General features: G+C 73.4%; 25 protein-coding genes. 7 read left to right on the top strand and 18 right to left on the bottom strand.

Features of this window, described 5'->3' with window-relative positions:
- Positions 1-212: 212 nt before the first annotated feature.
- Positions 213-1,064, bottom strand: coding sequence for a helix-turn-helix domain-containing protein (locus tag ACFWPT_RS30840; RefSeq protein ID WP_380379625.1), 852 nt, complete (start codon positions 1,062-1,064; stop codon positions 213-215).
- A 106-nt stretch (positions 1,065-1,170) separates the two neighbouring features.
- Positions 1,171-1,989 carry an SDR family NAD(P)-dependent oxidoreductase gene (locus ACFWPT_RS30835; protein ID WP_380379628.1) on the bottom strand — a complete coding sequence of 273 codons (819 nt, stop codon included), beginning with the start codon at positions 1,987-1,989 and terminating at the stop codon, positions 1,171-1,173.
- Positions 1,990-2,088: 99 nt separating this feature from the next.
- Between ACFWPT_RS30835 and ACFWPT_RS30830 the strand changes: the two genes are divergently transcribed.
- Positions 2,089-2,802 carry an NADPH-dependent F420 reductase gene (locus ACFWPT_RS30830; RefSeq protein ID WP_380340471.1) on the top strand — a complete coding sequence of 238 codons (714 nt, stop codon included), beginning with the start codon at positions 2,089-2,091 and terminating at the stop codon, positions 2,800-2,802.
- A 57-nt stretch (positions 2,803-2,859) separates the two neighbouring features.
- Here the strand turns inward: ACFWPT_RS30830 and galK are convergent, their stop codons facing one another.
- Together galK and galT are read right to left on the bottom strand one after the other, a co-directional pair.
- Positions 2,860-4,026, bottom strand: a complete 1,167-nt coding sequence (gene galK / locus ACFWPT_RS30825; RefSeq protein WP_380485772.1) for a galactokinase — start codon at positions 4,024-4,026, stop codon at positions 2,860-2,862.
- Positions 4,023-5,123 (bottom strand): galactose-1-phosphate uridylyltransferase, encoded by a 1,101-nt coding sequence (gene galT, locus ACFWPT_RS30820; protein WP_380485770.1) that lies wholly within the window; start codon positions 5,121-5,123, stop codon positions 4,023-4,025. Before galT ends, galK begins: the two co-directional genes overlap by 4 nt.
- A gap of 171 nt (positions 5,124-5,294) precedes the next feature.
- On the opposite strand from galT, the gene ACFWPT_RS30815 reads away from it, so the two are divergent.
- On the top strand, positions 5,295-6,119 hold the full coding sequence (locus tag ACFWPT_RS30815; protein WP_063346550.1) for a DeoR/GlpR family DNA-binding transcription regulator: 825 nt from the start codon (positions 5,295-5,297) through the stop codon (positions 6,117-6,119).
- Between the two features lie 8 nt (positions 6,120-6,127).
- Here the strand turns inward: ACFWPT_RS30815 and ACFWPT_RS30810 are convergent, their stop codons facing one another.
- From ACFWPT_RS30810 to ACFWPT_RS30770, 9 genes are all read right to left on the bottom strand, one after another.
- A complete protein-coding gene (locus ACFWPT_RS30810) occupies positions 6,128-7,192 on the bottom strand; it encodes a LacI family DNA-binding transcriptional regulator (protein ID WP_380485768.1) in 1,065 nt (354 codons plus the stop codon).
- A 57-nt stretch (positions 7,193-7,249) separates the two neighbouring features.
- Entirely contained in the window at positions 7,250-8,971 is a 1,722-nt protein-coding gene (locus tag ACFWPT_RS30805; protein ID WP_380485766.1) for a glycoside hydrolase family 36 protein, read from the bottom strand.
- 2 nt (positions 8,972-8,973) lie between these two features.
- On the bottom strand, positions 8,974-9,894 hold the full coding sequence (locus ACFWPT_RS30800) for a carbohydrate ABC transporter permease (RefSeq protein WP_380485764.1): 921 nt from the start codon (positions 9,892-9,894) through the stop codon (positions 8,974-8,976).
- On the bottom strand, positions 9,891-10,811 hold the full coding sequence (locus ACFWPT_RS30795) for a carbohydrate ABC transporter permease (RefSeq protein ID WP_380340488.1): 921 nt from the start codon (positions 10,809-10,811) through the stop codon (positions 9,891-9,893). The genes ACFWPT_RS30800 and ACFWPT_RS30795 overlap by 4 nt, the downstream gene beginning before the upstream one ends.
- On the bottom strand, positions 10,808-12,151 hold the full coding sequence (locus ACFWPT_RS30790; RefSeq protein ID WP_063346554.1) for an extracellular solute-binding protein: 1,344 nt from the start codon (positions 12,149-12,151) through the stop codon (positions 10,808-10,810). Before ACFWPT_RS30790 ends, ACFWPT_RS30795 begins: the two co-directional genes overlap by 4 nt.
- Positions 12,152-12,352: 201 nt before the next feature.
- Positions 12,353-13,579, bottom strand: coding sequence for a radical SAM protein (locus ACFWPT_RS30785; protein WP_380485761.1), 1,227 nt, complete (start codon positions 13,577-13,579; stop codon positions 12,353-12,355).
- A 20-nt stretch (positions 13,580-13,599) separates the two neighbouring features.
- Positions 13,600-14,334 (bottom strand): hypothetical protein, encoded by a 735-nt coding sequence (locus ACFWPT_RS30780; protein ID WP_380379649.1) that lies wholly within the window; start codon positions 14,332-14,334, stop codon positions 13,600-13,602.
- A 181-nt stretch (positions 14,335-14,515) separates the two neighbouring features.
- Complete coding sequence (locus tag ACFWPT_RS30775; protein ID WP_380485759.1) at positions 14,516-14,794, bottom strand: hypothetical protein; 279 nt, start codon at positions 14,792-14,794, stop codon at positions 14,516-14,518.
- Positions 14,791-14,940, bottom strand: a complete 150-nt coding sequence (locus ACFWPT_RS30770) for a hypothetical protein (RefSeq protein WP_380379654.1) — start codon at positions 14,938-14,940, stop codon at positions 14,791-14,793. The genes ACFWPT_RS30775 and ACFWPT_RS30770 overlap by 4 nt, the downstream gene beginning before the upstream one ends.
- A 275-nt stretch (positions 14,941-15,215) precedes the next feature.
- Between ACFWPT_RS30770 and ACFWPT_RS30765 the strand changes: the two genes are divergently transcribed.
- Positions 15,216-16,103 (top strand): helix-turn-helix domain-containing protein, encoded by an 888-nt coding sequence (locus ACFWPT_RS30765; RefSeq protein ID WP_380379657.1) that lies wholly within the window; start codon positions 15,216-15,218, stop codon positions 16,101-16,103.
- Entirely contained in the window at positions 16,090-16,299 is a 210-nt protein-coding gene (locus ACFWPT_RS30760; RefSeq protein WP_380379660.1) for a DUF397 domain-containing protein, read from the top strand. The genes ACFWPT_RS30765 and ACFWPT_RS30760 overlap by 14 nt, the downstream gene beginning before the upstream one ends.
- Before the next feature lie 49 nt (positions 16,300-16,348).
- Here the strand turns inward: ACFWPT_RS30760 and ACFWPT_RS30755 are convergent, their stop codons facing one another.
- Both ACFWPT_RS30755 and ACFWPT_RS30750 read right to left on the bottom strand, forming a co-directional pair.
- Complete coding sequence (locus ACFWPT_RS30755; RefSeq protein WP_380485757.1) at positions 16,349-16,942, bottom strand: isochorismatase family protein; 594 nt, start codon at positions 16,940-16,942, stop codon at positions 16,349-16,351.
- Between the two features lie 111 nt (positions 16,943-17,053).
- Positions 17,054-17,992 (bottom strand): MerR family transcriptional regulator, encoded by a 939-nt coding sequence (locus ACFWPT_RS30750; protein ID WP_380485755.1) that lies wholly within the window; start codon positions 17,990-17,992, stop codon positions 17,054-17,056.
- Positions 17,993-18,055: 63 nt separating this feature from the next.
- Between ACFWPT_RS30750 and ACFWPT_RS30745 the strand changes: the two genes are divergently transcribed.
- Positions 18,056-18,823 carry a maleylpyruvate isomerase family mycothiol-dependent enzyme gene (locus ACFWPT_RS30745; protein WP_380485753.1) on the top strand — a complete coding sequence of 256 codons (768 nt, stop codon included), beginning with the start codon at positions 18,056-18,058 and terminating at the stop codon, positions 18,821-18,823.
- Between the two features lie 56 nt (positions 18,824-18,879).
- Here ACFWPT_RS30745 and lysA read toward each other — a convergent pair whose 3' ends face one another.
- Together lysA and ACFWPT_RS30735 are read right to left on the bottom strand one after the other, a co-directional pair.
- Entirely contained in the window at positions 18,880-20,271 is a 1,392-nt protein-coding gene (gene lysA / locus ACFWPT_RS30740) for a diaminopimelate decarboxylase (RefSeq protein ID WP_380485751.1), read from the bottom strand.
- Between the two features lie 50 nt (positions 20,272-20,321).
- Positions 20,322-20,525, bottom strand: a complete 204-nt coding sequence (locus ACFWPT_RS30735) for a hypothetical protein (RefSeq protein WP_063346558.1) — start codon at positions 20,523-20,525, stop codon at positions 20,322-20,324.
- A gap of 382 nt (positions 20,526-20,907) precedes the next feature.
- Here ACFWPT_RS30735 and kdpB point away from each other — a divergent pair, with 382 nt between their 5' ends.
- Both kdpB and ACFWPT_RS30725 read left to right on the top strand, forming a co-directional pair.
- On the top strand, positions 20,908-23,130 hold the full coding sequence (gene kdpB, locus ACFWPT_RS30730) for a potassium-transporting ATPase subunit KdpB (RefSeq protein WP_380485749.1): 2,223 nt from the start codon (positions 20,908-20,910) through the stop codon (positions 23,128-23,130).
- Between the two features lie 183 nt (positions 23,131-23,313).
- Complete coding sequence (locus ACFWPT_RS30725; protein WP_063346559.1) at positions 23,314-23,802, top strand: universal stress protein; 489 nt, start codon at positions 23,314-23,316, stop codon at positions 23,800-23,802.
- 67 nt (positions 23,803-23,869) lie between these two features.
- Here ACFWPT_RS30725 and ACFWPT_RS30720 read toward each other — a convergent pair whose 3' ends face one another.
- Positions 23,870-25,228, bottom strand: coding sequence for an ABC transporter ATP-binding protein (locus ACFWPT_RS30720; RefSeq protein WP_380485747.1), 1,359 nt, complete (start codon positions 25,226-25,228; stop codon positions 23,870-23,872).
- Positions 25,229-25,352 lie beyond the last annotated feature (124 nt).

Here is a 25,352-nt window from a genome sequence, read left to right as displayed (position 1 = left end):
CGCCATGGTCTGGCCGATGGTCGCGGCCGGCACCAGCAACGACGAGATCCAGTTCGCCAAGGGCGTCCGCCCCGACTTCGGCGACGACCTCGACTGACACCCCTCCCCTGAACCCCGGTCGTAGGCCCTCGACCCCCGCGAGGGCCTACGGCCGGTCTTTTTGCGCTCAAGATCTCGTGCCATTCAGGCAGGCGGCCGTCGGAGCAGGCCGCTCAGCGGGTCGCCGACGCCGACGCCGACCAGGAGAGCAGGAGGCGCAGCGCGTCGTCCGACGGGGTGTGCGGGTCGGCGGTGTAGGTGACGAGGGCCTGGTCGGGGTCGTCGGCGGGGCGGAGGGTGTCGTAGGCGAGGTCGAGGGGGCCGGCGATGGGGTGGTGGAAGAGCTTGCGGCCGGAGGTCTTGTCGGCGACCGGGTGTTCGGCCCAGAGGTGGCGGAACTCCTCGCTGTGGACGCAGAGTTGGCCGACGAGTTCGGCGAGGAGGGGGTCGTGGGGGCGGCGGCCCGCCTCCAGGTGGAGGAAGGCGACGTTCTCGCGGGCGCAGGCCGTCCAGTCGCCGTAGAGCTCGCGCGAGGCGGGGTCGAGGAAGGTGCAGCGGGCGATGTTGCGGTCCTCGACCGGCAGGGCGCCGTAGTCGCCGAACAGCGCGACGGCCGCGCGGTTCCAGGCCAGGACGTCCATCCGGTGGCCCATCACCAGGGCCGGGACGTGGTCGAGCTGGTCGAGCAGGCGCAGCAGGGACGGGCGGGGCTGCTGCGGGGCGGTGCGGCGGCGGGGCGCACGGCGGGTGGGGCGGGCGAGGCGGTGGAGGTGGCCGGACTCGTCGGGGGCGAGTTGCAGGGCGCGGGCGACGGCGTCGAGGACGGCTTCGGAGGGGTTGCCGACACGGCCCTGTTCGAGGCGGGTGTAGTAGTCGACGCTGACCCCGGCGAGGTGGGCGAGCTCCTCGCGGCGGAGCCCGGCGACCCGGCGGCGGCCGCCGTAGTCGGGCAGGTCGACGTCCTCGGGCCGCAGCTGGGCGCGGCGGGTGCGGAGGAACTCGCTCAGGGCACTGGTCGGGTTCATAGGGATGATTCTCACCCAGAGGCGGGCGGCGGTGCCTGGCCCTGCCAGGACCAGGCACCGCCGGCACCGCACGCGGCCGGGGACCAGCCGGGGATCAAGCCGGACGTCAGCCCGCGACGGCCTGGACGGCGGGCACCAGGCCGCCGTCGACGACGATGTCCTGGGACGTGATGTAGGAGGACCGGTCGGAGAGCAGGAAGGCGACGGTTTCGGCGACGTCCTCGGCCCGGCCCAGGCGGCCGAGCGGGATGCGGGCGCGGATCGGCTCGTGGGCGGCCGGGTCGGGGATGACCGCGTGGAACATCTCGGTGGCGATGTAGCCGGGGCTGACGGAGTTGACCCGGATGCCGCGCGCGGCGAGGCCGCTGCCGAGGGTGCGGGCCAGGCTGAGGACGGCCGCCTTGGTCGCGGCGTAGACGGGGGCGTCGGGCAGGCCGCGGTGCGGGGTCCAGGAGGCGTTGAGCACGACGGAGCCGCCGCCGGCCGCCTCCAGGAGGGGCAGGGCGTGCTGAACGGTGAAGAACACGCCCTTGAAGTTGACGTCGACGGTGTGGTCGAAGTCGCCCTCGGTGACGTCGGCGGCGGGCTGGAAGACGCCGACGCCCGCGTTGGCGAAGACGCCGTCGAGCGTGCCGTGGCGCTCCCGGACGGTGGCGACGAGCCGGGCGAGGTCGGCCGGGACGGCGACGTCGGCGCGGACGGCGAGCAGCCGGTCGCCGCCGTCGAGCCGTTCGGCGGCGCGGGCGAGCCGGGCGTCGTCACGGCCGGTGATGACCACCTGGGCGCCCGCGGCGAGGAGGCGGCGGGCGGTGGCGAGGCCCATGCCGCTGGTGCCGCCGGTGATCAGGACGGTGCGGTCGGCGAATTCCCGGGGGTCGACGGGATCCCGGGTCATGGCGTTGTCGGACGGGGCGTTGTCGGTCATGACACCCACTCTCCCGACGGCCGTGGAGCCGGGGCCAGGCCCGGCCCGACCCTGGGTCCGGAAGAACCACCCTGCACCGGGAATCGACGGCGCCACCGGGTGGTTGGGGCAGGACGACAAGCGTGTGACACTCGCGAACAGGGGTCTGACATGAAGATCGGCATCATCGGTGCGGGCAACATCGGCGGCAACCTGACCCGACGGCTGACGGCGCTCGGGCACGACGTCTCGGTGGCCAACTCGCGCGGTCCGCAGTCGCTGGCCGCCCTGGCCGAGGAGACGGGCGCGACGGCCGTGCCGGCCACCGAGGCGGCGCGCGGGGCACAGGTCGTGGTGGTGACGGTGCCGCTGAAGAACGTGCCGGACCTGCCGGCCGGGCTGCTGGACGGCGCGGCCGCGGGCGCGGCGGTGATCGACACCGGCAACTACTACCCGCAGCAGCGCGACGGCCGGATCGACGAGATCGAGGACGACGGCCTGACCGAGAGCCGGTGGACGGAGCGGCACCTCGGCCACCCCGTGGTGAAGGCGTTCAACGGCACCTACGCGCAGGACCTGCTGGAGCGGCCGCGGCCGGAGGGCGATCCCGAGCGGATCGCCGTGCCGGTGGCGGCGGACGACGAGGCGGCCAAGCGCGTGGTGCGGGCGCTGATCGACGAGCTGGGCTTCGACACGGTGGACGCGGGCGGGATCGACGAGTCCTGGCGGCAGCAGCCGGGCACGCCGGTGTACGGGCTGCGCGCCGGGGTGGAGGCCGTCACCCGGGCGCTCGCGGAGGCTTCTCCGGAGCGCCCGGCGGACCACAAGGCGTGACCCCGGGAAGGCGCGACCCCGGGAAGCCGTGACCCGCGCCGACCCCGACGGGCCCGGTCAGCCCGTGCGGCGGGCCCCCTCGGCCGGGACGGCGGTGAGGGTGCGCGGGGCGGCGTAGCCGGCCGCGCGGAACGCGGTGGTGACGGCGGCGGCGACGGCGTCGGCGGCCGGTGCGTCGACGAGGGCGATCACCGAGCCGCCGAAGCCGCCGCCGGTCATCCGCGCGCCGTGGGCGCCGGCGGCGAGGGCGGCCTCGACGGCGAGGTCGGTCTCGGGGCAGGAGACCCGGTAGTCGTCGCGCAGCGAGGCGTGGCCGGCGGTGAGGATCGGGCCGAGCGCGGCGGGCCGACCGGCATCCAGGTGGGCGACGGCGGCCGCGACGCGCTCGTTCTCGGTGACCACGTGGCGCACCAACGGCCGCAGCTCCTCAGGGAGTCGGGGCAGGGCGGCCGGCAGGGCGGCGGGCGTCAGCTCGCGCAGCGCGGGCAGTCCGAGCAGCGCGGCCGCCCGCTCGCAGCCGGCCCGCAGGGCGGCGTAGGCGCCGTCGCCGAGGTCGTGCTTGACCCGGGTGTCGAGGACCAGCAGGGCGAGGCCGGCGCCGGCGAGGTCCAGCGGCACCTGCCGCATCGTCAGGTCCCGGCTGTCAAGGTGCAGGGCGGCGTCCGGGCGGCAGCACATCGAGGCCATCTGGTCCATGATCCCGCAGGGGACGCCGACGAAGTCGTTCTCGGCCCGCTGTGCGATCAGGGCGAGTTCGGGGGCGGACAGCCCCAGCCCGTACAGGTCGTTGTACGCGATCGCGACGACGCATTCCAGGGCGGCCGAGGAGGACAGCCCGGCGCCACCGGGCACGTCGCTCTCCAGCCGGAACTCGGCGCCGCCGACGGGGTGCCCGGCCTCGCGCAGCGCCCACACCACGGCGGCCGGAAAGGCCGCCCAGCCGGGCACCGAGCCCGGGGCCAGGTCCGCGACGGCCAGGTCGGCGACCACTCCGTCGCCCTGGGCGGACCAGAGCCGCAGCCGGCCGTCGTCGCGGCGCCGGGCCTGGGCGCGGACGGCCTGCGGGAGGGCGATCGGCAGCACGAACCCGAGGTTGTAGTCGGTGTGTTCGCCGATCAGGTTGACCCGGCCGGGGGCGGCCCACTCCCCCTCGGGGGCGTGGCCGTGGAGCTCCTCGAAGGTGTCTGCGGGGGTGTTCGCAGTGGCGTTCACGGGCGTGTTCACGGGGCTACCTCCCGCAGCCGGCGGGCCGCGTCCTCGGGGGTGATGTCGTTGACGAAGGCGTCCATGCCGGATTCCACCCCGGCCAGGAACTTGAGCTTGTCGGCGGCGCGCCGGATGGTGAACAGCTCCAGGTGGAGCGCGAGTTCGTCCTCCTGGCCGACGGGCGCCTGGTGCCAGGCGGAGATGTACGGGGTGCGGCCGGCGCCGAAGAGGCGGTCGAAGCGGCGCAGCAACTCCAGGTAGAGGCGCGGGAATTCGGCGCGTTGCGGCTCGTCGAGGCCGGTCAGGTCGGCGACCCGGCGGTGCGGGTAGAGGTGCACCTCGTACGGCCAGCGGGCGGCGAAGGGGACGAAGGCCGTCCAGTGCTCTCCGGCGAGCACGACCCGGGCGCCGTCGGCGCGTTCGGCGGCGAGCAGGTCGTCGAAGAGGCTGCGGCCGGTGGCGGCGCGGTGTTCGGCCGCGCGCTCGGCCATCCGGGCGGTGCGCGGGGTGGTGAAGGGGAAGGCGTAGATCTGGCCGTGCGGGTGGGCGAGGGTGACGCCGATCTCGGCGCCCCGGTTCTCGAAGCAGTAGACCTGCCGGACGCCGGGGAGGGCGGCGAGTTCGGCGGTGCGGTCGGTCCAGGCGTCGAGGACGAGGCGGGCCCGCCGTTCGTCGAGGTCGGCGAAGGAGGCGTCGTGGTCGGCGGTGAAGCAGACCACCTCGCAGCGCCCGGCGCCGGGGCCGCTGACCCGCAGTCCGTCGGCAACTTCCAGCGCCGCCGCGGGGCCGGCCAGCGAGGGGAAGCGGTTCTCGAAGACGGCCACCTGGTAGTCGTCGGCGGGGATCTCGCTGTACCGGCCGCCCCGGGAGGGGCAGAGCGGGCACTCTTCGGCGGGGGGCTGGTAGGTGCGGGCCTGGCGGTGCGCGGCGACGGTGACCCAGGCTCCGGTGGCCGGGTCGAGCCGGACCTCGGAGCCGTGGGCGGGCGGGTCGAGCGGGCGCAGGTCGACGGCGTCCCGGGGGACGGCCTCGCCGCTGTCGTAGTAGATCAGCTGTCGCCCGTCCGCGAGTGTGGTCACGGTCTTGGCGGTGGGCTGGGTCAGGGTCCCGGCCATGGCCTTCTTCCCTCTATCCGACACGAAACAACAATATCCAACATTATCCATCAGGCCTGGCTGCCCGGAAGGGGTCCGCGCCTGCCATGATGGCGGTGACCGTGGCCCGCCGGACGGCCGGACGGACAGACGGCCGGTCACGCGGACCACACCGACCCGAGGAGCCCCCCGATGGCTGACAGCGCCCAACCGCTCGCCGGACAGCGCCGCGTGCTGATCCTGGAGCGGGTCCGCGCGCGCGGCGGCGTCCGGGTGACCGAACTGGTCCGGGATCTCGGGGTGTCCGACATGACCATCCGCCGCGACCTGGACGCGCTGGCCCGCCGCGGGCTGGTGCACAAGGTGCACGGCGGGGCGGTGCGGACGGAGGCGGCGGCCAGCGGCGAGCCCGGGTTCGAGACCAAGGCCAACTGGCAGCTGCCCGCCAAGGAGGCCATCGCCCGGGCCGCCGCCGCCCTGGTGCCGCCCGGCTCGGCGGTCGGACTGGCCGCCGGGACGACCACCTTCGCGGTCGCCCGGCAGCTGCGCGCCGTCGAGGGCCTCACCGTGGTCACCAACTCGCTGCGGATCGCGGAGCTGCTGGAGGAACCCGACGAGGACGGCACCCCCGCCACCGCGACGGTGATCCGCACCGGCGGCGTCCGCACGCCCTCCGACGCGCTGGTCGGGCCGGTCGCCGACCAGGCGATCCGCTCGCTGCACGTCAACGTGCTGGTCATGGGCTGCCACGGCCTCTCGGCCGAGACCGGGCTGACCACCCCGAACCTGGCCGAGGCGGAGACCAACCGGACCTTCCTCCAGTCCGCCCGCCGGGTCGTCGTGGTGGCCGACCACACCAAGTGGAACGCGGTCGGCCTGGCCTCCTTCGCCGCACTGGAGCAACTGGACGTGCTGGTCACCGACGACGCGCTGGCGGCCGAACACCGCGCGGCGGCAGCCCAGTTGGTCGGCGAGCTGATCGTCGCGCCGACCGGGGAGCAGGGCCACCAAGCCTGACAGAGGCCCTACGGACCCGTCCGGGAACTCGCCCGCACCACCAGCTCGGCGGCCAGCTCCAGCCCGCCCGCCGGCGGCGCCTCCCCGCGCACCTGGCCGAGCAGCCGCTCCACCAGGGCGGCGGCGATCGTCCGCAGCGGGAGCCGCACCGAGGTCAGCGCCGGGTGCAGGTGGCGGCAGAGCGGCGTGTCGTGGAAGCCGGTGACCGCCACCCCCACCGGCCCGACCGCCAATCCCTCCGCCCGGACCGCCTCGTAGACGTCCAGCGCCAGCAGGTCGCTGCCCGCCGCGAAGGCGGTCGGCCGCTCGGGCCCGCGCAGCAGTTCCCGCACGGCCGCGACGTCCGGCCGCGCCGCCGTCACCGCGGACAGGCCCAGGCGGGCCGCCTCGGCGAGGAAGCCCGCCCGCCGGGCGGCCATCCACGGCAGGTCCTCGGCGCGGCCGACGTACCCGATCCGGCGGTGGCCGAGCGCCGCCAGGTGCCGTACCACCACGGCCATCGCCGTGTCGTTGGCGATGTCGACCCAGTGCTGGGGCTGCCCCGGGCCGGTCCGTCCGAAGGTGACGAACGGGAGGCCGGCCCGGACGACGTGCCCGATCCGGGGGTCGTCGCCCAGCACGTCCGCCAGCACCAGCCCGTCGACCTGCCGGGCGGCCACCAGTTCGTCGATGGCCGCCAGCGGGCCGGCCGCATCCTGAGCCCCACCCTGGGCCGCGTCCTGAGCCAAGCCCTGCCCCGGACGGAAGAGCAGCACCCGCTGCCCCTGCGCCCCCGCCGCGTCGACCAGCGCCTCCAGGAAGCCGGCCATCAGCGGGTTCGGGTCGAACGGGTCGTCCACCGGTGCGAGGTAGCCGAGGGTGCGCCGGGCGCCGCTGCGCAGCGAGCGCGCCGACTGGTCGGGCTGGTAGCCGAGTTCGCGGATCGCCGCGGTCACCCGGGCCAGCGTGTCCGGGCGGACCCGCTGGGGGGCGTTGAGCGCGTTGGAGATGGTCTGCCGGGACACCCCGGCCGCGCGGGCCACCTCCTCGATGGTGGTGGCGCCGCGGCGCGGTCGGGGTGTTCCCTCGGGCATCGGAGGCTCCAGGACGGCTGCTCGGGTCTGACGGGTGCTCGGTTCTACCGCTCGGCTCTACGGACGGCGCAGGGTCAGCAGCCCACCGCGCGGCACGGTGATGCCGCCCGCCCGGTCGAGCTCGACCTCGCCCTGCCGGACGATACGCCCTCGGGCGTCCTGCACGGTGGCCTCGGCCGTCCCGTCGCCGCCGGTGAGCCGGACGTCCGGGTCGGCGTCGGCGTTGGCGACCAGCAGGGTGCGCCAGTGCGCACCGGAGACGTCCACCGGCAGCGCGGCGTAGCGGGCCACCGCGACGGTGCCGCCGCCGACGGCCGTCACCATCGGGTAGCCGAGGTCAGGCCGGGCCGGGCGCAGCTCGCCGAGCTGCAGGGTGGCGACGTGCTCGCGGAAGACGCCGAGCCAGAAGGCGATCGCCTCGCGCTGCCCGGGGCTCTGCGCGGCGAGGTCGACGGAGACCTGCGGCACCGAGAACAGCACGTTGATCAGGTGGCAGGCGATCTGCTCGGGCGGCTCGGCCGGGTGCCACATCAGCATGTCGGCGTGGACCGGGACGGGCCCGGCGGCGAGCCGCACGTCGATGGTGCGCTGCCGGTTCTCCTGCGGGCTGAGCGGGCAGTCGGTGGCGCGGACCATGGTGACGTACGGCCACAGGCCGGGGCTGACGTACGGCTGGCGGTGCTCGATCATCGCCCCCGGCTTGACCGCGGTGATCCGGCCGCGGATCGCGGCGAGCAGCCGCTCGACGCCCTCGTCCACGGTGGCGCAGTCGGCCTCGGGCCCGGCCTCCGGCGCGTCGGCGCGGGCGAACCAGTCGACGAAGTCGACCTTCAGCCCGTCCATGCCCCACTCCTCGACGGCGCGGGCGAGCCGGCCGGCCAGGAACGCGCGGACCTCGGGGTAGCGCGGGTCGGCGACGATCGCGCCCAGGTGGGCGGCGTCGGCGAGCGCGTAACGGCCGATCGCCTCGAAGGCGGCGCTGTCCTTGCCGATGAACGGCAGCGCGTACCAGAGCAGGTACTGCACGCCGAGGTCGTGGACGCGCTGCACGTGGGCGGCGGTGTCGGGCAGCGAGACCGGCTCCCAGTCGCCGCAGTGCGCGTAGCCGCGGGTGCGGTCGGCGGTCATCCAGCCGTCGTCGACGATGATGACGTCCATGCCGAGCTCCTTGCCGAGCGCGGCCTGGGTCTCGACGGCCTTCGGCGAGACGTCCTGGTGCATCGAGTACCAGGTGGAGTAGGCGGGGCGGCGGGCGGCCTCGGGGATGGCAGGGATGTCGGCCGCGCGGCCGGCCCACCACCAGGCGGCGAGGTCGGCCAGGCAGCGGGCGAAGTGCCGGCGGGAGGTGTCGATGCGGACGGTCAGCCGGCCGGCGGCCTGGGCCCAGAAGCGGAACTCGCCGGTCTCCTCCAGCACTCCGGCGCCGGCCAGGACGTCGGCGCGCTCGGCGGCGAAGGCGCAGATCGCGAGGTCGCCGGTGCCGATCAGGGCGGCGATCGGGGCGCCGTCGGCCAGTCCGGTGCGGCGCGGGGCGCTCCACGCGGCGGGCAGCCGGCCGGTGCCGCGCGGCTCGGGCGTCCAGAACGCGGTGGCGTCCACGCACGGCACCCGCCACTCGATCCGGACGTCGCCCTCCCCCTCGGCGGTCACCTCGACGATTCCGTCGCCCGCCCCGCGGGCGCTCGCGTTCCCGCTGACCCGCAGGTCCAGACCCTCGGCGTAGAGCGGACGCAGGCCGCCGGCGACGGCGGGGGCGTGCGGTTCCCAGATCTCGGTCATGTTCAGCCCTTCGTGGCGCCGGCCAGCAGGCCGGAGATGAACTGCCGCTGGAGGACCAGGAAGAGGACCATCATCGGCAGGGTGGACAGCGCGGTGCCGGAGAGGATCGCGCCGTAGTCGGTGTTGCTCTTGTTGCCGTGCAGGGTCGCGAGGGCGACGGGCAGGGTGTGCATCGCGGGGCTGCGCAGAGCGATCAGCGGCCAGACGAACTGGTTCCAGGAGCCGAGGAAGAGGAAGATCGAGAGGGCGGCCAGCACGGGCCTCATGACCGGCACCACCACGCTGAACAGCACCCGGAACTCGCCCGCGCCGTCGACCCGGGCTGCGTCCAGGAGTTCGTCCGGCAGGCTGCTCAGCGACTGCCGCATCAGGAAGATCGCGAAGGGCACGCACAGGCCGGGCAGGATCAGCGCCTGGTAGGTGTCCAGCAGGCCGAAGTTCGTCATCATCTTGAACAGCGGCACCAGCGTGACCTGTTCGGGCACCACGAGGGTGGAGAACAGCAGGGCGAACAGCAGGGTCCGGCCGCGGAAGCGGAACTTGGCGAAGGCGTAGCCCGCGAGCAGCGCCACGACGAGGGCGCCCAGCGTCTGGACCCCCGCCACCAGCAGGGAGTTCCCGACCACCCTGAGCAGGCCGATCTTCTGCTCCAGGTGGCTCAGGTTCTCGCCGAGGCTCCCGCCGGGCAGCAGCTTGGGCGGCCAGTCGAAGACCTCGGTGTCCTTGCGGGTGGAGGCGACCACCAGCCAGTAGAAGGGGGCGATCGACAGCCCGGTGATGCCGGCGAGGAGGAAGGTCAGCGGCCAGCCGCGCAGCCTCTTGAGGGGGTTCACGCGCTCGGAGGCCTGACTCTTGGAGGTCTCGCGCTCCGGAGTCTCGCGCTTGGCGGTCTCACTCTTGGAGGTCTCACTCTTGGAGGTCACTTGTCGCGGTCTCCCATCAGGCGCATCTGGACGGCGCCGAGCACCGTCACGAGCAGGGTGAGCGCGTAGGCGATGGCGGAGGCATAGCCGAAGTCGTAGTACCGGAAGCCGTTCTGGTACAGGTACATGGAGACGGTCAGGGTGGCGTTGTCCGGCCCGCCACCGGTCAGCACGTACGGCTCGTCGAAGAGTTGGAGCGTGCCGATGGTCGAGAGCACGACCGTGAACAGCAGCACCGGGCGCAGCGCGGGGACGGTGACGGAGGTGAAGCGGCGGATCGGTCCGGCGCCGTCGACCATCGCGGCCTCGTACAACTCCCGTGGAATGGACTGGAGTCCGGCGAGGTAGATGACGGCGTTGTATCCGGTGTAGTGCCAGGTGAGCACCACGACGACGGCCGTCCGGGCCCAGACGGGCTGGCCCATCCAGTCGACGGAGGGCAGGCCGACGGCGTTCAGCACCCAGTTGACCGCGCCGTCGTCGGTCTTGAGCAGGTAGGCGAAGATCACGCCGGTGGCGACCAGACCGGTGACGGAGGGCATGAAGACGCCGAGCCGCCACACCGTGCGCCAGCGCACCAGCGCGGAGTTGATGCCGACGGCCATCAGCAGGGCCAGTCCGAGCATCAGCGGGACCTGCATGACGAGGATCTCGCCGGTGTTGGACAGGGCCGTCCAGAACAGCGGGTCGTCCAGCAGGCGCCGGTAGTTGGCGAGGCCGGCGTCGCGGGTGGCCGCGCCGGAGCCGGTGGTGAAGGACAGCAGCAGCGACTCGACGACCGGGTAGGCCTTGAACACGCCGAAGGTCAGCAGGGCGGGGGCGAGCAGCAGGTACGGTACGGCGGCGCGCCGCCGGCGGGACCGGCGCGGCGCTGCGGACCTCCTGGTGAGGGCGGCGGGCGGGCTGGCGGCACTCATGCGATACCGCGCCCGGTCTGCTGGGCGAGCTGCTTGGCGGCGTCCTGGAGGACGGCGGCCGGGTCGGCGCCCTTGAGGAGGACCTTGACCTGGGCGTCGCTGACGAGCTTGAGGGCGCGGGCGTAGTCACCGGAGTAGTTGGTGGGGTAGCCGCCCTCGATGGCGAGGTCGGCGAAGGTCCTGAGCACCGGCTGCCCGCCGTAGTAGGCGCTCGGCGCGGCGTACAGCGGGTCGGTGTAGGCCTCGGTGAGGGCCGGGAAGACGCCGCCCGCGTTGAACATGGCGTTCACCGAGGCCGGGCGGGTGACCGTGTACTCGACGAACTTCCAGGCGGCGCGGCGGCGTGGGCTGGAGGCGGCGACGGCCAGGTGGGTGGAGTTGACCAGGGCGGTGCGCTTGCCGCCGGGGGTGACCGCCGGGGGCTTGGCGAGACGCCAGTTGCCGCTCTGGTCGGGGATCTTCTTCTCCAGGTAGTGCGCGACCCAGGCGGGCATCGCGGCCACCCCGAGCTTGCCGGCCTTCATCACGGGCGGCCAGCTCTGGACGCCGGGGGTGTCGCCGATCAGCCCGGCCTCGTCCAGCCGCTTGACGATGGTCAGGGCGCGCACGGCCGGCTCCGAGCCGACGGTGATCTTGCCCTGGAGGTCGAAGTAGAAGGCGCCCTGCAACTGCATCAGGCCCTGGACGAAGTCCAGGTCGGGGGTGGGGTTGGCGGCCCTGTTGATGCCGATCAGGGCGACGCCGGGGTTGGCGGCCTTGAAGCGGTCGGCCACGGCGAGCAGGTCGTCCCAGGTGGCGAGGGACTCGGGGTCGATGCCCGCCTTGTCGAAGTAGTCCTTGCGGTAGAAGAAGCCGAGCGGGTTGACCTCCCAGGGCAGCGCGTAGGCGTGGCCGTCCTTGCCGCTGACGACGGGCCACAGGCCCTTGGCGAACTTGTCCTTGTGCGCGTCGGCGCCGAGCGCGGAGAGGTCGGCCAGGCCGCCGGGGAACTTCTCCAGGTATCCGGGCAGGTAGTCGCAGCCGATGTGCAGCACGTCGCCGAGGCCCTGGCCGCCGGCCGCCAGGCCGACGGTGATCTTGTCCCAGATGGCCGGTTCGCCGATGTCCTGGACGTCGACCTTGATCCCCGGGTTGTCCTTCTCGAAGGCCGGGACGATCCCGCGCAGGGCTTCGGCGGCCGTGGCCCAGGACCAGACGGTGATGTTGCCGCTGTCGGCGTCCCCGCCCGAGGCGCCCCCGGAGCCGGAGTCGCCGCAGGCTGCGAGCGTGCCGCCGGCGGTCAGGGCCAGCAGGCCCGCTCCTGAGGCTCGGAGCAGATCACGACGGGAAAGGTGTGACATTGCATTCCTCTCTGAGGGGTGGCGAGGAAGGGTTGAGACAGGAAGGGTGTGGCGAGGCAAGGAGGAGGGGGTTTTGAACGTTCAAATACACAAAACAGACCAGAACCAAACAGGTTCGAACGGGCGGGTCACAGCAAACGCCCACCCTCCCCGCGCCGTCAAGACCTGGGCGTGGGGAGGGTGGGCTCCGAAACCGTTCTGTTATCCCCGCGCGGCGTCCGGAGCGCCGAACACGGTCCCCGGGGTGACCGGGATCCCCCGCGCCATGGCCTCGAAGTCCAGGATCGGATGGGTCAGGATCTCCTCGACCTCGTCGGTCAGGAGGTTGCCCAGGATGAACTCCTCCTCCGCACCCGACCCGAAGGTGACCACCTGCCCGCTCGACTGGATCATCCAGTTCAGCAGCTCCCGCTCGCTGCTCTCCGCGAGGTGGATCTCCCGGCCGGGGTGGTCGCGCCGGATCCCGTCGACGACCGCGCGGACCTCCTCCACCGCCACGCCGAGCCTGCGCACCGTGGCCGGCGAGGCCCGCCGGCCCCACCACTGGAAGATCACCCACTGGGCGACCGACGGGTGGGACAGCACCTCCGCGGCGAGCTCCGGCAGTTGGTGGAGGTTCTCGGCACTCGCCACCGTGTGCACCCGCACCCGGTCGAAGCCCTCGGCGTCGCACAGGGCGAGCGACTCCAGCAGCGCGTCGAGGAGCCTGTCGTCCGGGCTCCGGCGGAAGGCGCGTTGCACCTCCGGCGTGACGGCGTCCAGTGGCAGCCGCAGCGAGGACAGGCCGTGGAGCCGGGAGAGCTTCTCGGCGGTGAGCGTGTAGCCGGTGGTGTCGAGGCCGACCTTGAGACCGCTGGCGATGGCGTCGTCGACCACGTCGAAGACCGGCGGCCACAGCAGCGGGTCGCCGCCGGCCAGGACCAGGTCGGTGGTCCCGTGCGCGGCCAGCTTCCCGACGATCCGCCTGGCCTGGTCGAGGTCGATCTGCTCCGCCGCGAACGGGTTGTAGCAGCCCTGGCAGGACATCGGACAGCGGTTGTTGATCGACCAGTTGACCCGCCGGACGCGGCGGCCGGTACGCGGCCGGTCGGCCCTGCTGCGGATCCCGGCCACCAGCCGGGCCAGGCGGACGGCCTGCGGGAGGGTGGCGCCGGCGAGCAGTTCCTCGGCCCGTTCGACGGCGGCCGCGGTGGCGTTGTTCTGGAGCAGGAGGAAGGCCAGGCGCCACCGCATGGTCTCGTCCCCCCGGTCCTGGCCCAGGGCCTGTTCGACCCGCTCGGTCAGGGCCCCGAGGTAGCCGGGGGTGAAGTTGGCGGGCTCCAGGCGCCGTTGGAACGCGTCGGCTATCGAGCCTCGTTCCAGGGCCCGGTCGTAGCCGGCCCGCAACGGGTGCGGGGGCAGGATCTCCACGTGCTGCCGGGTAGGCATTCGGTGTTCTCCGGTACGGGTCAGTTCGGGGCGGACGGCAGCATGATGACCATCGAGTCGGCGGACGACAGGCCCATGCCCTCGACGAAGACGGCGTCGCGGACGAGCTGCGCGATGGCGGGGTGGGTGGGGGCGGCGAGGTAGCGGGCGGTGGAGTCGAGCGGGGTGATGTCATGCTCGGCGATCAAGGTGCGCAGCGAACCCGGCAGGTCGTCGAGGCCCTCGCGCATGTCCTCCAGGTCGAACCGGTCGGCCAGCCGCATCGCCGCCCTGCGGGCCTTGGCGAGGTTGGTCGTCGGGTCCAGGACGGTCGCCTTGGCCAGGTAGTAGGGGACGGGCTGCATCATCCAGGCCAGCGCCGCGCGCGGGTCGTCCTCGTCGCGGCCGGAACGGTCGAAGGCCTCCGACCCGAGCCCGAGGCCGTCGCAGAACCACTCGGGCCGCATGCTGATCCGGTAGTGGGCGTGACCGGCCAGTCGGAACGCCGGGAGCATGGCTATGACGGACGTCGTCTCGATCCGGAAGGTGTCGGAGATCCGCCGCATCGTCCGCCCCACCACGGCCCGGACCTCCGGCACGTCGGCCCCGTCGGCCACGACGTGGATCAGGTCGAGGTTGGAGACGATGTCACCGGTGGGACCGGTGCGGTGGTCGCCACGGGCCAACGAACCGGTCGCCGCCACTGACATGCCGGTCACGTCCGCGAACTCGCGGGCCAGCTCCTGGAACAGCCGGGGGACGTCTTCGGGTCTCACGCGCTTCCTCGGGTGTCGGCTACGGAGGTGGAGTCGACGCCATCTCTTCCAAGACTGCTCACATCATGGAGAGTTGGCGTTCAGATGGGCACCCTAACAGCGACCCGCCACAAATGGTCGCGTTTGCACCACAAATCTCACACACCACAGCTGACGGACCGACACAAGCGGTCTCAACCGGTCACTCAAGCGCCGCCCGCCGCACGTAGATCGGGTGGGCATCCAGCCCGACGAACGCCACCGCCCCCACCGCGCCGAAGTGGTACAGCCGGTGAGCGATCTCCCCGGCGGCCCAGGGCCCGAACCGGCCGGCCAGGCAAGCGGCCTGTTCGGCGTCCAGCGGGAGCACGGCGAGGCCGACCCGGAGGATGTCAAGGGCATCGAAGAGACTCGCGAAGGTGGTGGGCTCGGTGAAGCCCACGATCTCGACAGTCACGGAGAAGGGGAGCCCGTCGCTCACCGCACGCCCCCGATCTGCGCCCGGACGGTCTCGCCGATGCCAGCCGGCCGGTCGGCGAGGCAGTCACTGACCAGCCGCCGGGCGGCGGGGGCGGATTTGCGGTGCCGGTGCAGCCGGCACGAGCACTTCTCCAACGTTCCGGGCATGGTAGGACCTCCTCCGGGTGTGGCTCGCAGCAGGCGGCGTCGGCCGGGGAGGGGCATGGAAATGCCCGGGTGGCCGCCCGTCGGATCGCCGTGAGCGAGCAGTCGGACTACTGCCCGTAGTCTGCCCAAGACGCTCCGCAATCTGCAAGACTTCATTTTGGGGCATTCGAACGGCGTAACTCGTTCGGTTGACTTTCATTGCGAAGCGGGCGCACGGGTGCTTTCATTTCGAGCGCTGACGGTGCTTCATACTGGAAGCCAGGAAGGGGAAGGCCATGCCGGAAGGGCCCACTGGATCAACGGTGCCGCGCAGGCAACTCGGGCGGTACCTGCGTGATTTGCGCAACCGATCGCGACTCACGGTGCGGGCAGCGGCTCGCAGCCTGGAATGGTCGGAAGCGAAGATGTGGCGCATCGAGAGCGGTCACACGTCCTTGCGGAGCCTCGATGTCGAGGCCATGTGCAAGGTCTACGGCGCACCGGCCGAACTGACCGAAGCCCTGATGGGACTGGCGAAGGAGACCAAAGCCCGGGGTTGGTGGCACGCCTACGGGGATGTGATCCCGGAGGGGTTCGACCTCTTCATCGGGCTCGAAGAAGCGGCTTCGAAGATCGCTTGGTATGAGAGCGAGTTGGTTCCCGGTCTGCTGCAGACCGAGGACTACTCACGCACGATCATGCGAGCGGGCAAGCCTCACGAAGACGACGACGAGATCGAACGACGAGTCCACCTCCGTTCGGCTCGCCAGGTGCTTCTCACCAGGTTCACCGATCCGCCGGTCTTCGACGTCGCACTCAACGAGGCGATACTGCGACGACCCATCGGTGGCGGCAAAGTCATGGCGGGACAGCTCGCCCACCTGCTGGAGGTGAGCGAGCTTCCCAACGTCACCATCAAGGTGGTCCCGTTCGACGCGGGTCTGCACCTGGGCGTCTTGTCAGGCCCGTTCGGAATTCTGCGCTTCCCGCTCAACGGCGACGGCTCCGAGACGGAGCCGCCGACCGTCTATGCGGACGGATTCACCGGCGACCTGTATCTGGACAAGCCCAACGAAGTGGAACGCTACGACGCCGCGTTCACGAACATCTGGGAGACAGCGCTCAGTGAGCAGGCGTCGAAGCAGCTGATCTCCGAAGTGGCAGGAAGTTATGGACACGGTTGATCTGACAGGAGCGGTGTGGTTCAAGTCCACCCGCAGCAACGCACAATCCGCTTGCGTTGAGGTCGCGATCCTCAACGACGGCATCGTCCCCGTTCGAGACTCCAAGGACCCCAGCGGCCCGGCGCTCGTCTTCCCGGCCGACGCCTGGACGGCGTTCGTCACCGCCCTCAAGGGCGGCGAAATCCCGAACGTCTGAACACACTTGCGCGAGAAGTCGGCCGGGCCGACTTCTCGCGCAAACCTCATCAGGTCAGCACGACCGGCGTGCCCGTCAGGTCCACGCCTGCCTGGCGGAGTTCGCCGAGGGCGGTGACCGTGGTGTCGGTGGCCACGCCCGCCGTGTAGTCCAGCAGCACCCTGGTCGCGAACCCGGCCTTCACGGCGTCCAGCGCCGTCGCCTTCACGCAGTGGTCGGTGGCGATCCCGACCACGTCCACCGCGTCCACGCCCTGGCCGCGCAGCCAGTCGGCGAGCCGGGTGCCGTCCGCCGCGAAGCCCTCGAACCCGCTCTTGGACGCCGAGTGCGCGCCCTTGAAGAACACCTCGTCCACCGCGCCCGCGTCGACGGCGGGCGCGAAGGACGGGTGGAACTCGCCGCCCTCGCTGCCGACCACGCAGTGCACCGGGAAGGACTCCCGGAAGTCCGGCCGCGCCGAGAAGTGCGGGCCCGGGTCGATGTGGTGGTCCCGGGTCGCGACCACCCGCGCCCAGCCCTCCCGCTCCGGGCCCTGGACCAGCTCGGCGATCGCCCGGGCCCGGTCGGCGCCCCCGCCGACCGGGACGCTCCCTCCCTCACAGAAGTCCTTCTGCACATCCACCACGATCAGCGCGCGAGCCATCGACCGGCCTTTCCTCGGGGGTACGGGATTTCGCGGCCAGCTTGACGCCTTCGAGGTGCGTGGACGAAGCAACCCGGGCTGGCGTTCACCCGGACGGGCCTGGCGCGGCGATCAGCACACCCCGGCAGCACCACCAAGGCCCGCAGCGGAGCGTTCGAGGGAGTCGGTCAGCCACAGGTAGGACAGGCCGACCGTGACCGGATCCCCGCTCGCCTCGGCCACGAGCCGCCAGTAGCGGCGCATCCGCCGGTCCCGGTCCACAGCCACGTAAGCCAGCAGGCGGCCTCGGAACTTCGGGGTGTCGCGGTCGCCGCGGACGGAGGCGTGGGCCGCGACGAACCGGTCGAGTGCGGGGCCCACCCGGGGCGGCTCACCCGCCCGTACCAGGGGCTGGGCCAGCGCGCACGCCTCGCCGATCCCGCTCACCAGCTCGTCCTCGTCGGCGATCAGTGCGGCGCCGGCCCGCGCCCTGGCCAGCAGGTCTCGGCTCAGTTCCCGGTCCCCGGCCAGGGCGAACAGCTCGGCGAACGCGACCACCTGCGGCGGGGTCGGGTCGGCGGGCGGCTCGGGTACGGCGATCGCCACGAACGCGGTGAGCATCGCCTCCGACACCGGGGCGGCCATCGCGCGCCTCCAGAAGTCGATCAGCGCGTCACGGGCGGCTCCCCCACCCTCCATGGCGGCCAGCAGCTCCAGCCTGGCGGCCCGGTCGGCCGGTCCGGCCTCCTCGACCGCGCGCAGCGAGGCCCGCCGCCAGGCCAGGTCCGCGAGCCGCACGTCGAGCGCGGCCCGCTCGGCGGCGACGACCTCGGCCACGGAGCGTTCGCCGGCGAGCACCTGCCTGATCGAGGGCAGCCCGAGCCCGAGCCTGCGCAGCCGTCGGACCAGGCCGAGCCGCTCCACGGCCACCTGGTCGAACCTGCGGTGCCCGCCCGTGCTGCGCACCGAGTCGATGACGCCCTCATCGCAGTAGTAGCGGATGGTGCGCACCGGCACGCCGGTCAGCCGGGCCAGCTCGCCGATCCCCAACGTCTCATCGAGCAAAGGCACTTGAACCTCCACCGGACTGGAGTTCCTACCGTACCCAGGTAACCCCGAGAGAGGAGCATCGCGATGGCGATGACGTCGACGCTGGACACCGCACGGCTCGTGGAGGGACTGCGGGAGCAGACCCGGCAGTTCGCCCGCGCGGTCGCCGGAAGGGACCCGGGCACCCGGGTGCCCACCTGCCCGCAGTGGCCACTGCGCACCCTCGTCGGGCACCTCGGCCAGGAGCACCGCTGGGCGGCCGAACTCGTCCGTACGCGCGAGCAGTTGCCCGTCCCCGACCCGTGGCAGGCCGACCCCGGCGCCCCGGACGGGTGGGCCCGGTGGCTGCGCGAGGGCGCGGAGGACCTGGTCCGCGCGGTCCAGGAGACCGGCGCGGACACCGAGTTGCCCACGTTCTTCGGGCCACGGCCGGCGGCGTTCTGGCTCCGCAGGCAGCTGAGCGACACCTGCGTCCATCACTACGACGCGGCGTCGGCGACGGGCACCGCGTTCGAGATCGCCGACGACCTCGCGGCCGACGTGATCAGCGAGAACCTCGACCTGCTGTGCACGCCGGCCTTCGAGTCGGTCAGGCCGGCGGCGGCCGGGCTGCGCGGCCGGGGCGAGCGGGTCGGGTTCCGGCCGAGGTCCGGGGAGGGCTGGGTGATCACCAGGGCACCCGAGGCACTGCGGTGGGAGCGCGGGCCGGTCGAGGCCGACGTGGTGGTGTCGGGCGCGGTGGCGGACCTCATGCTGGTGCTCTCCCGCCGCCTCCCGCCGCAGGACGACCGGGTGGCGGTGACGGGCGACCGCACGTTGCTGGACCACTGGCTGACCCACACGGCCTTCTAGCTGCCAGAGTTGCGCGAGAAGTCGGCCGGCCCGACTTCTCGCGCGACGGCGTTCGGCTACCGGCCGACCTCGCGGAGGCGGAAGTCCTCGACCGTCTCCCGGCGGATCAGCAGGCGGGCCCGGCCGTCCTTGACGGCGGCCACCGCCGGGCGGCCGACCAGGTTGTAGCCGGAGGCCATCGACAGCTGGTACGCCCCGGCCGCCGGGACGGCCAGCAGGTCCCCCGCGCGCAGGTCGGCGGGGAGCACGGCGTCGCGCACCAGCACGTCGCCGGCCTCGCAGTGCCGGCCGACCACGTCCACCCGGGCCGCGCCCGCCTCCGAGCGGCGGCCCACCAGGCGGACGCTGTACGGCGATCCGTACAGCGCCGGGCGCGGGTTGTCGCTCATCCCGCCGTCCACGGCGGCGAAGCAGTGGCCGTCCGCGGTGTGCTTCACCGACAGCACCCGGTACACGGCGACGGCGGCCGGGCCGGCCAGCGCGCGGCCGGGCTCGACGATCAGCCGCGGCACCTCCAGGCCCGCCTCGGCGCAGCGCACCGCCAGCCGGTCGGTCACCCGGACGGCGAAGTCGGCGACGTCGAACTCGGCGTCCCCCGGCAGGTAGCGGATGCCGTGGCCGCCGCCGAGGTCCAGTTCGGGCAGTTCCACGCCGTGCCGCTCCCGGATCTCCGCGAGCAGCCGCACCAGCGCGTCCACCGCCTGGAGGTAGGGCTCGACCTCGGTGATCTGCGAGCCCAGGTGGCAGTGCAGGCCGGCCAGTTCGAGCCCGGGCTGGTCGAGCACCCGGGCGATCGCGTCGGCCGCGTCGCCGCCCTCGATCGGGAAGCCGAACTTCTGCCCGCCCACCCCCGTCCGGACCGCCGTGTGGTGCCCGGCGGCGATCCCCGGGACGACCCGGACGAGTACCCGCTGCGGGGTGTCGGCGGCCACCAGGGCGGCGAGCCGGGCGATCTCCACCGGGCCGTCGATCACGATCCGCCCGACCCGCAGCCGCCGGGCCAGCCGCAGTTCCTCCGGGGACTTGGCGTTGCCGTGCAACAGGATCCGCTGCGCCGGGAAGCCTGCCGAGGCGGCCAGCCACAGCTCGCCGGAGGAGCAGACGTCCAGGCCCAGGCCCTCCTCGGCCACCCAGTCGGCCATCGCGCTGCACAGGAACGCCTTGGCGGCGTACAGCACCTCGGCGTGCGGCAGCGCCCGCCGGTAGGCCCGGGCGCGGTTGCGCACCTCGGCCTCGTCCAGGACGTACAGCGGGGTGCCGAAGCGCTCGGCCGCCTCCGCCAGCCCCACCCCGCCGACCAGCACGTCGCCGCCGGGGCCGGGCCGCGCCGAGGCCGGCCAGGGGCCGCCGAGCGCGTCGACGGCCGGGGCGTCGGGGCGGGCGGTGGAGGTGCCGGTGGAGGGGGCGGGGACGGTGGAGGGGACGGACGGGGCGGTCAGCTGCGTCATGGCGGTACTCCTACGGGGCGGGGCGGGGTTGCGGCACGCGGTGGGCGGGGTCAGTCCTCGAACTGCATCGCGATCCGGCAGTGCGCCGGGCGGCCGCGGTCGTGGCCGACCGTGGGCGCGGGCGCCGGTTCGGGCGGCTCGGGGCTGTCCTGAAGCTCATGCCGCTCCTGTCGGTCCTGCCGGACACCGGCGGGCACCAGGCGGACCAGGCGGCGCGGCGACTGGTCGACGGCGGTGGCGATCGTGCTGCTCACGGGAGGCTCCTCGGGCTCGGACGGGCGGGCCGCTGTGTGCGGCCCTCGGTTCCAGTGGATGCCCACCGGAGGCCGATCGCACCGGGCCTTGACGCGTGGCCTACGCTCCGCCGGGCGTCCTTGACGCCTTCCTGACATCCGCCGCCACGACCGTCACCCGTACGGCCGCACGCGCCCCCGAACGTCCGTACGAGCCACCGAACGCCCACCCGGTCCGGATGTCAGGGAGCCGTCAAGGACGGCCGCCCACACGCCAAACCCGCGTCAAGAGGCGTGTGGCGGGCGCGGATCCGGTGGTGGGCTGGCCGCCGTCCCCGCCGCCACCGAGCCCGCCGCCCCGTTGCCCCGCAGCCCGGGGCGGCCCGGAAGGTCTTCCGAGACGATGCGCCGTTCGGCCCTCACTCCCCCGGACACCACCACGCCCCGAACCGACTGGTTCCGCCGCCCGGAGGGCGTCCGCGAGCAACCCCCGCACGACCGGCCGAACGACCGGCCGCACCAACCGCAGCACCACCCGAGCCACCGGCCGACCGGCCCGGACGGCGGCCGCCGCCGGCTCATCACCCGCCGCCAGCTCACCGAGGCCCTGCCGGCCGCCGTCCGCAAGCTCCACCCGCGCACCATGATGCGCAACCCGGTGATGCTCGTGGTGGAGACCGGCTCCGCGCTCACCACGCTCAGCGCGGTGATCCACCCGAGCGTGTTCGCCTGGGTGATCGGCTTCTGGCTCTGGCTGACCGTGCTGTTCGCCAACCTCGCCGAGGCCGTCGCCGAGAGCCGGGGCAAGGCGCAGGCCGAGTCGCTGCGCCGCACCCAGGCCGGGACCACCGCCCGGCGGCTGCTGCACTGGCGGGTCGGCACCCGCGACCACCGCCACGAGGTGATCCCCGCCGAGCAGTTGATGCTGCACGACGTGGTGCTGGTGCCGGCCGGCGAGGTCGTGCCACAGGACGGCGAGGTGGTCGAGGGGGTGGCCTCCGTCGACGAGTCGGCGATCACCGGGGAGTCCGCGCCGGTGATCCGCGAGTCCGGCGGCGACCGCACCGGCGTCACCGGCGGCACCAGGGTGCTCTCCGACCACCTGGTCGTCCGGGTCACCTCCCGGCCCGGGCAGAGCTTCGTCGACCGCATGATCGCCCTGGTGGAGGGCGCCAACCGGCAGAAGACCCCGAACGAGATCGCGCTCAACATCCTGCTCGCCTCGCTCACCATCGTCTTCCTGCTCTCGGTGGTCTCGCTCCAGCCGATGGCGATCTACGCGCACGCGCCGCAGACCACCGTGGTGCTGGTCGCCCTGATGGTCGCGCTCATCCCGACCACCATCGGCGCGCTGCTGTCCGCGATCGGCATCGCCGGGATGGACCGGCTGGTCCAGCGCAACGTCGTCGCCCTGTCCGGCCGGGCCGTCGAGGCCGCCGGGGACGTCGACGTGCTGCTGCTCGACAAGACCGGCACCATCACCCACGGCAACCGCCGGGCCGTCGCACTGCACCCGTTGCCCGGCGCGAGCACCGAACAGCTCGCCGAGGCAGCCCAGTTGGCCTCCGTCGCGGACGAGACCCCGGAAGGCCGCTCACTCGTCGAACTGACGAACCGTCAGTACTGGGTGCCGCCCCGCGCCCCCGGCGAACTCGGCGAGCAGCGGCCCGTCCCGTTCACCGCGCACAGCCGGATGAGCGGCGTCGACCTGACCTGGCCCGACGGGACGAACTGCCTGATCCGCAAGGGCGCCGCCGGCGCCGTCGCCCGCTGGGTGGTGGACTCCGGCGGGCGGATGCCGATGGAGGCCAAGCCGCTGGTGGACCGGATCGCCGAGGCCGGCGGCACCCCGCTGCTGGTCGCCGTCCACGACCGGCACGGCGCCCGCGCGCTGGGCGTGGTCGAACTCAAGGACGTGGTGAAGGAGGGCATCGCCGAGCGCTTCGCCGAACTGCGCAGGATGGGCATCCGCACCGTCATGGTCACCGGCGACAACCCGCTCACCGCCCGCGCCATCGCCGCCGAGGCCGGGGTGGACGACTTCCTCGCCGAGGCCACCCCCGAGGACAAGCTCGCCCACCTGCGCCGCGAGCAGGCCGCCGGGAACATGGTCGCGATGACCGGCGACGGCACCAACGACGCCCCCGCCCTCGCCCAGGCCGACGTCGGGGTCGCGATGAACTCCGGCACCCCGGCCGCCAAGGAGGCCGGCAACATGGTCGACCTCGACTCCAACCCGGCGAAGCTGATCGACATCATCCGGGTCGGCAAGCAACTCCTCATCACCCGTGGCGCGTTGACCACCTTCTCGATCACCAACGACGTGGCCAAGTTCTTCGCGATCATCCCCGCGATGTTCGCGAACGCCTACCCCGGGCTGCACCACCTCAACATCATGGAACTGCACAGCCCGACCTCGGCGATCGCCTCCGCGATCATCTTCAACGCGCTGATCATCGTCGCGCTGATCCCGCTGGCCCTGCGCGGCGTCCGCTACCAGCCCGCCTCCGCCACCGACCTGCTCCGCCGCAACCTGCGGGTGTACGGGCTGGGCGGGCTGATCCTGCCGTTCCTCGGCATCAAGGCGATCGACCTGCTGATCCAGTTCGTGCCGGGCCTCGGCTGAGACGCACGGCGCACCGCGCGCCGCGCGCCGGAGCTGTCAGAAGGACGTCAAGAAGTGTGCGACCGGCGTCATGGAGCCATCAGCGGCGGTACGGACGGACCGGTTCCGGGGTTCACTGGAATCATCCGAACCAAGGAGTACGGAACCGGGAACACCCGACCGGAGAAACGGAGGCGAACGGCCATGACCGGGACCACCCGAGTGATCGTCGGCCTGAGCGGATCACTGAGCAGTCTGGCCGCCCTCTACCACGCCGTCGGCGAGGCGGCCCGCAGCGAGGCCGTGCTGGTGCCGGTGGCCGCGTGGAACGCGGGCGAACGCGACGGCCTGCGCCCGCTGTCCGAACTGGAGCACGCCGCCCGGCGGCGGCTGGACATCGCCTTCGAGCAGGCCTACGGCGGCTACCCGGCCGGCCTGGTCATCCACCCGCTGGTGGTCAAGGCAGAGCCCGGGCCCGCCCTGGTCGGCGCCGTCACCGGGCCGGAGGACCTGCTGGTCCTCGGCGCCGCCACCCGCCGCCGGTTCGACCGGCTGCGGCACGGCTCGGTGGCCCGGCACTGCCGCCACCGCGCGGGCTGCCGGGTGGTCGAGGTGTCGCCCTCCGCGCTGCTGACCCGGCTCGAACTCCCCGCCCGCACCGGGGCACCGCTCCCGCTGCTGGGACGTGCCTAGATCCCGCGGATCCCGCCGGACAGACCCTGACAGCAGTTCCCCCGAACCCGCCCGCCGGCTCGACGCGTCACCTCACCCACGCCGAGCCGGCGGGCGCCATCGCGCCCGGGCGCGCCGGTCCGGGGCCCCTGGCCCAGGCCCGACCCGTCGGCGCCCCCAACTGCACCACCGCGTCCGCGTGTTCACGCACCAGCGACAGGTCGTGGCCGATGAGTGCCAGCGCCACCCCGCGCTCGGCGCGCAGCCGGCCCAGCAGGGTCATGATGCCCGCGGCCGTGTCGGTGTCCAGCCCGGAGGTCACCTCGTCGCACAGCAGGACGTCCGGTTCGGCCGCCAACGCCCGGGCGATGGCGACGCGTTGACGCTGGCCGTCGGACAGCTCGTGCGGGTGCCGGGCGGCCAGGTCGGCGGGGAGGCCGACGGCGGCCAGCAGTTCGGCGACCCGGCCGGGGCACTGCTCGTGCGGGGTGGTGTGGTGCAGCCGCAGCGGCCGGGTGAGGGTGGCGCCGACGGTCCGGGCCGGGTTGAGCGCGCCGAGCGGGTTCTGCGGGACGAGTTGGACGCGGCGGCGCTGCTCGCGGGTGCGGGCGTGGTGCGAGCCGGCCAGCGGGGCGCCGTCCAGGGTGAGGGTGCCGCCGGTGGGCGGGTGGAGCCCGGCGAGGACCCGGGCGAGGGTGGTCTTGCCCGCGCCGGAGGGGCCGATGATGCCGGTGCAGCTGCCGGGCGCGAGGTGCAGGTCGACCCCGGTGAGGATCCGGCGCCGCCCGCGCCCGTACCCGACGTGGGCTTCGACGCCGAGCGCGGCCAGCCCGACGGCGGTGCGCGCCGCGACCGGTCCGGACGTGCGGCTCGCCCCGGCCCGGATGGCCCCGGCCCGGATGGCGCCGCCGCCCACCCCGGGCCGGGCCGGGGCGAGGACGAGCACCTCGTCGGCGCAGCGGGCGACGAAGGCGGCGTCGTGGCTGGCGAGCGCGACGGCGATGCCGTGCCGGCGGGCGAGTTCGCGCAGCAGGTCGGCGATCTCGTCCCGCAGCGCGGGGTCGAGGCCGGCGCCGGGTTCGTCGAGGAGCAGCAGGTCAGGGCGGCGGGCGAGGGCCCGTGCGAGGGCGACGCGACGCTGCCGGCCGCCGGACAGGGCGCCGGGGAAGGCGAGCCGGTGGCGGCGCAACCGGCGCAGTGGTTCGGGGGCGAGGGCGAGGACGTCCTGACCGAGGACGGTGACCAGCCCGGTGGCGCGGGCGCCCGGTGGCAGGGCGCCGGCGAGGGCGTGCAGCAGGGTGGTCTTGCCCGCGCCGGAGGGGCCGGTGACGGCGTGCACGCGCCCGGGGCGCAGGTCGAGGCTGACCGGGGCGAGCAGCGGGGTGCCGTCCGCGAGGGCGATGGCGAGCCGGTCGACCCGGGCGGTCGGGTTCTCGGTCACAGTCATTCCGCGCGTCCTCCCCCCGAACCGAAATCACTTAGGTTTGCCTACCCTGAAGTTGAGCCCCCAGACAACCCTCCTGCCACACAATGGCTCAGGAGTGACCACCCCGCCGACGTTCTCGGCCGCC

The organism is Kitasatospora sp. NPDC058478 (genome assembly GCF_042720345.1).
Classification (GTDB): domain Bacteria; phylum Actinomycetota; class Actinomycetes; order Streptomycetales; family Streptomycetaceae; genus Kitasatospora.
This window is presented reverse-complemented; position numbering and strand designations above follow the sequence as displayed.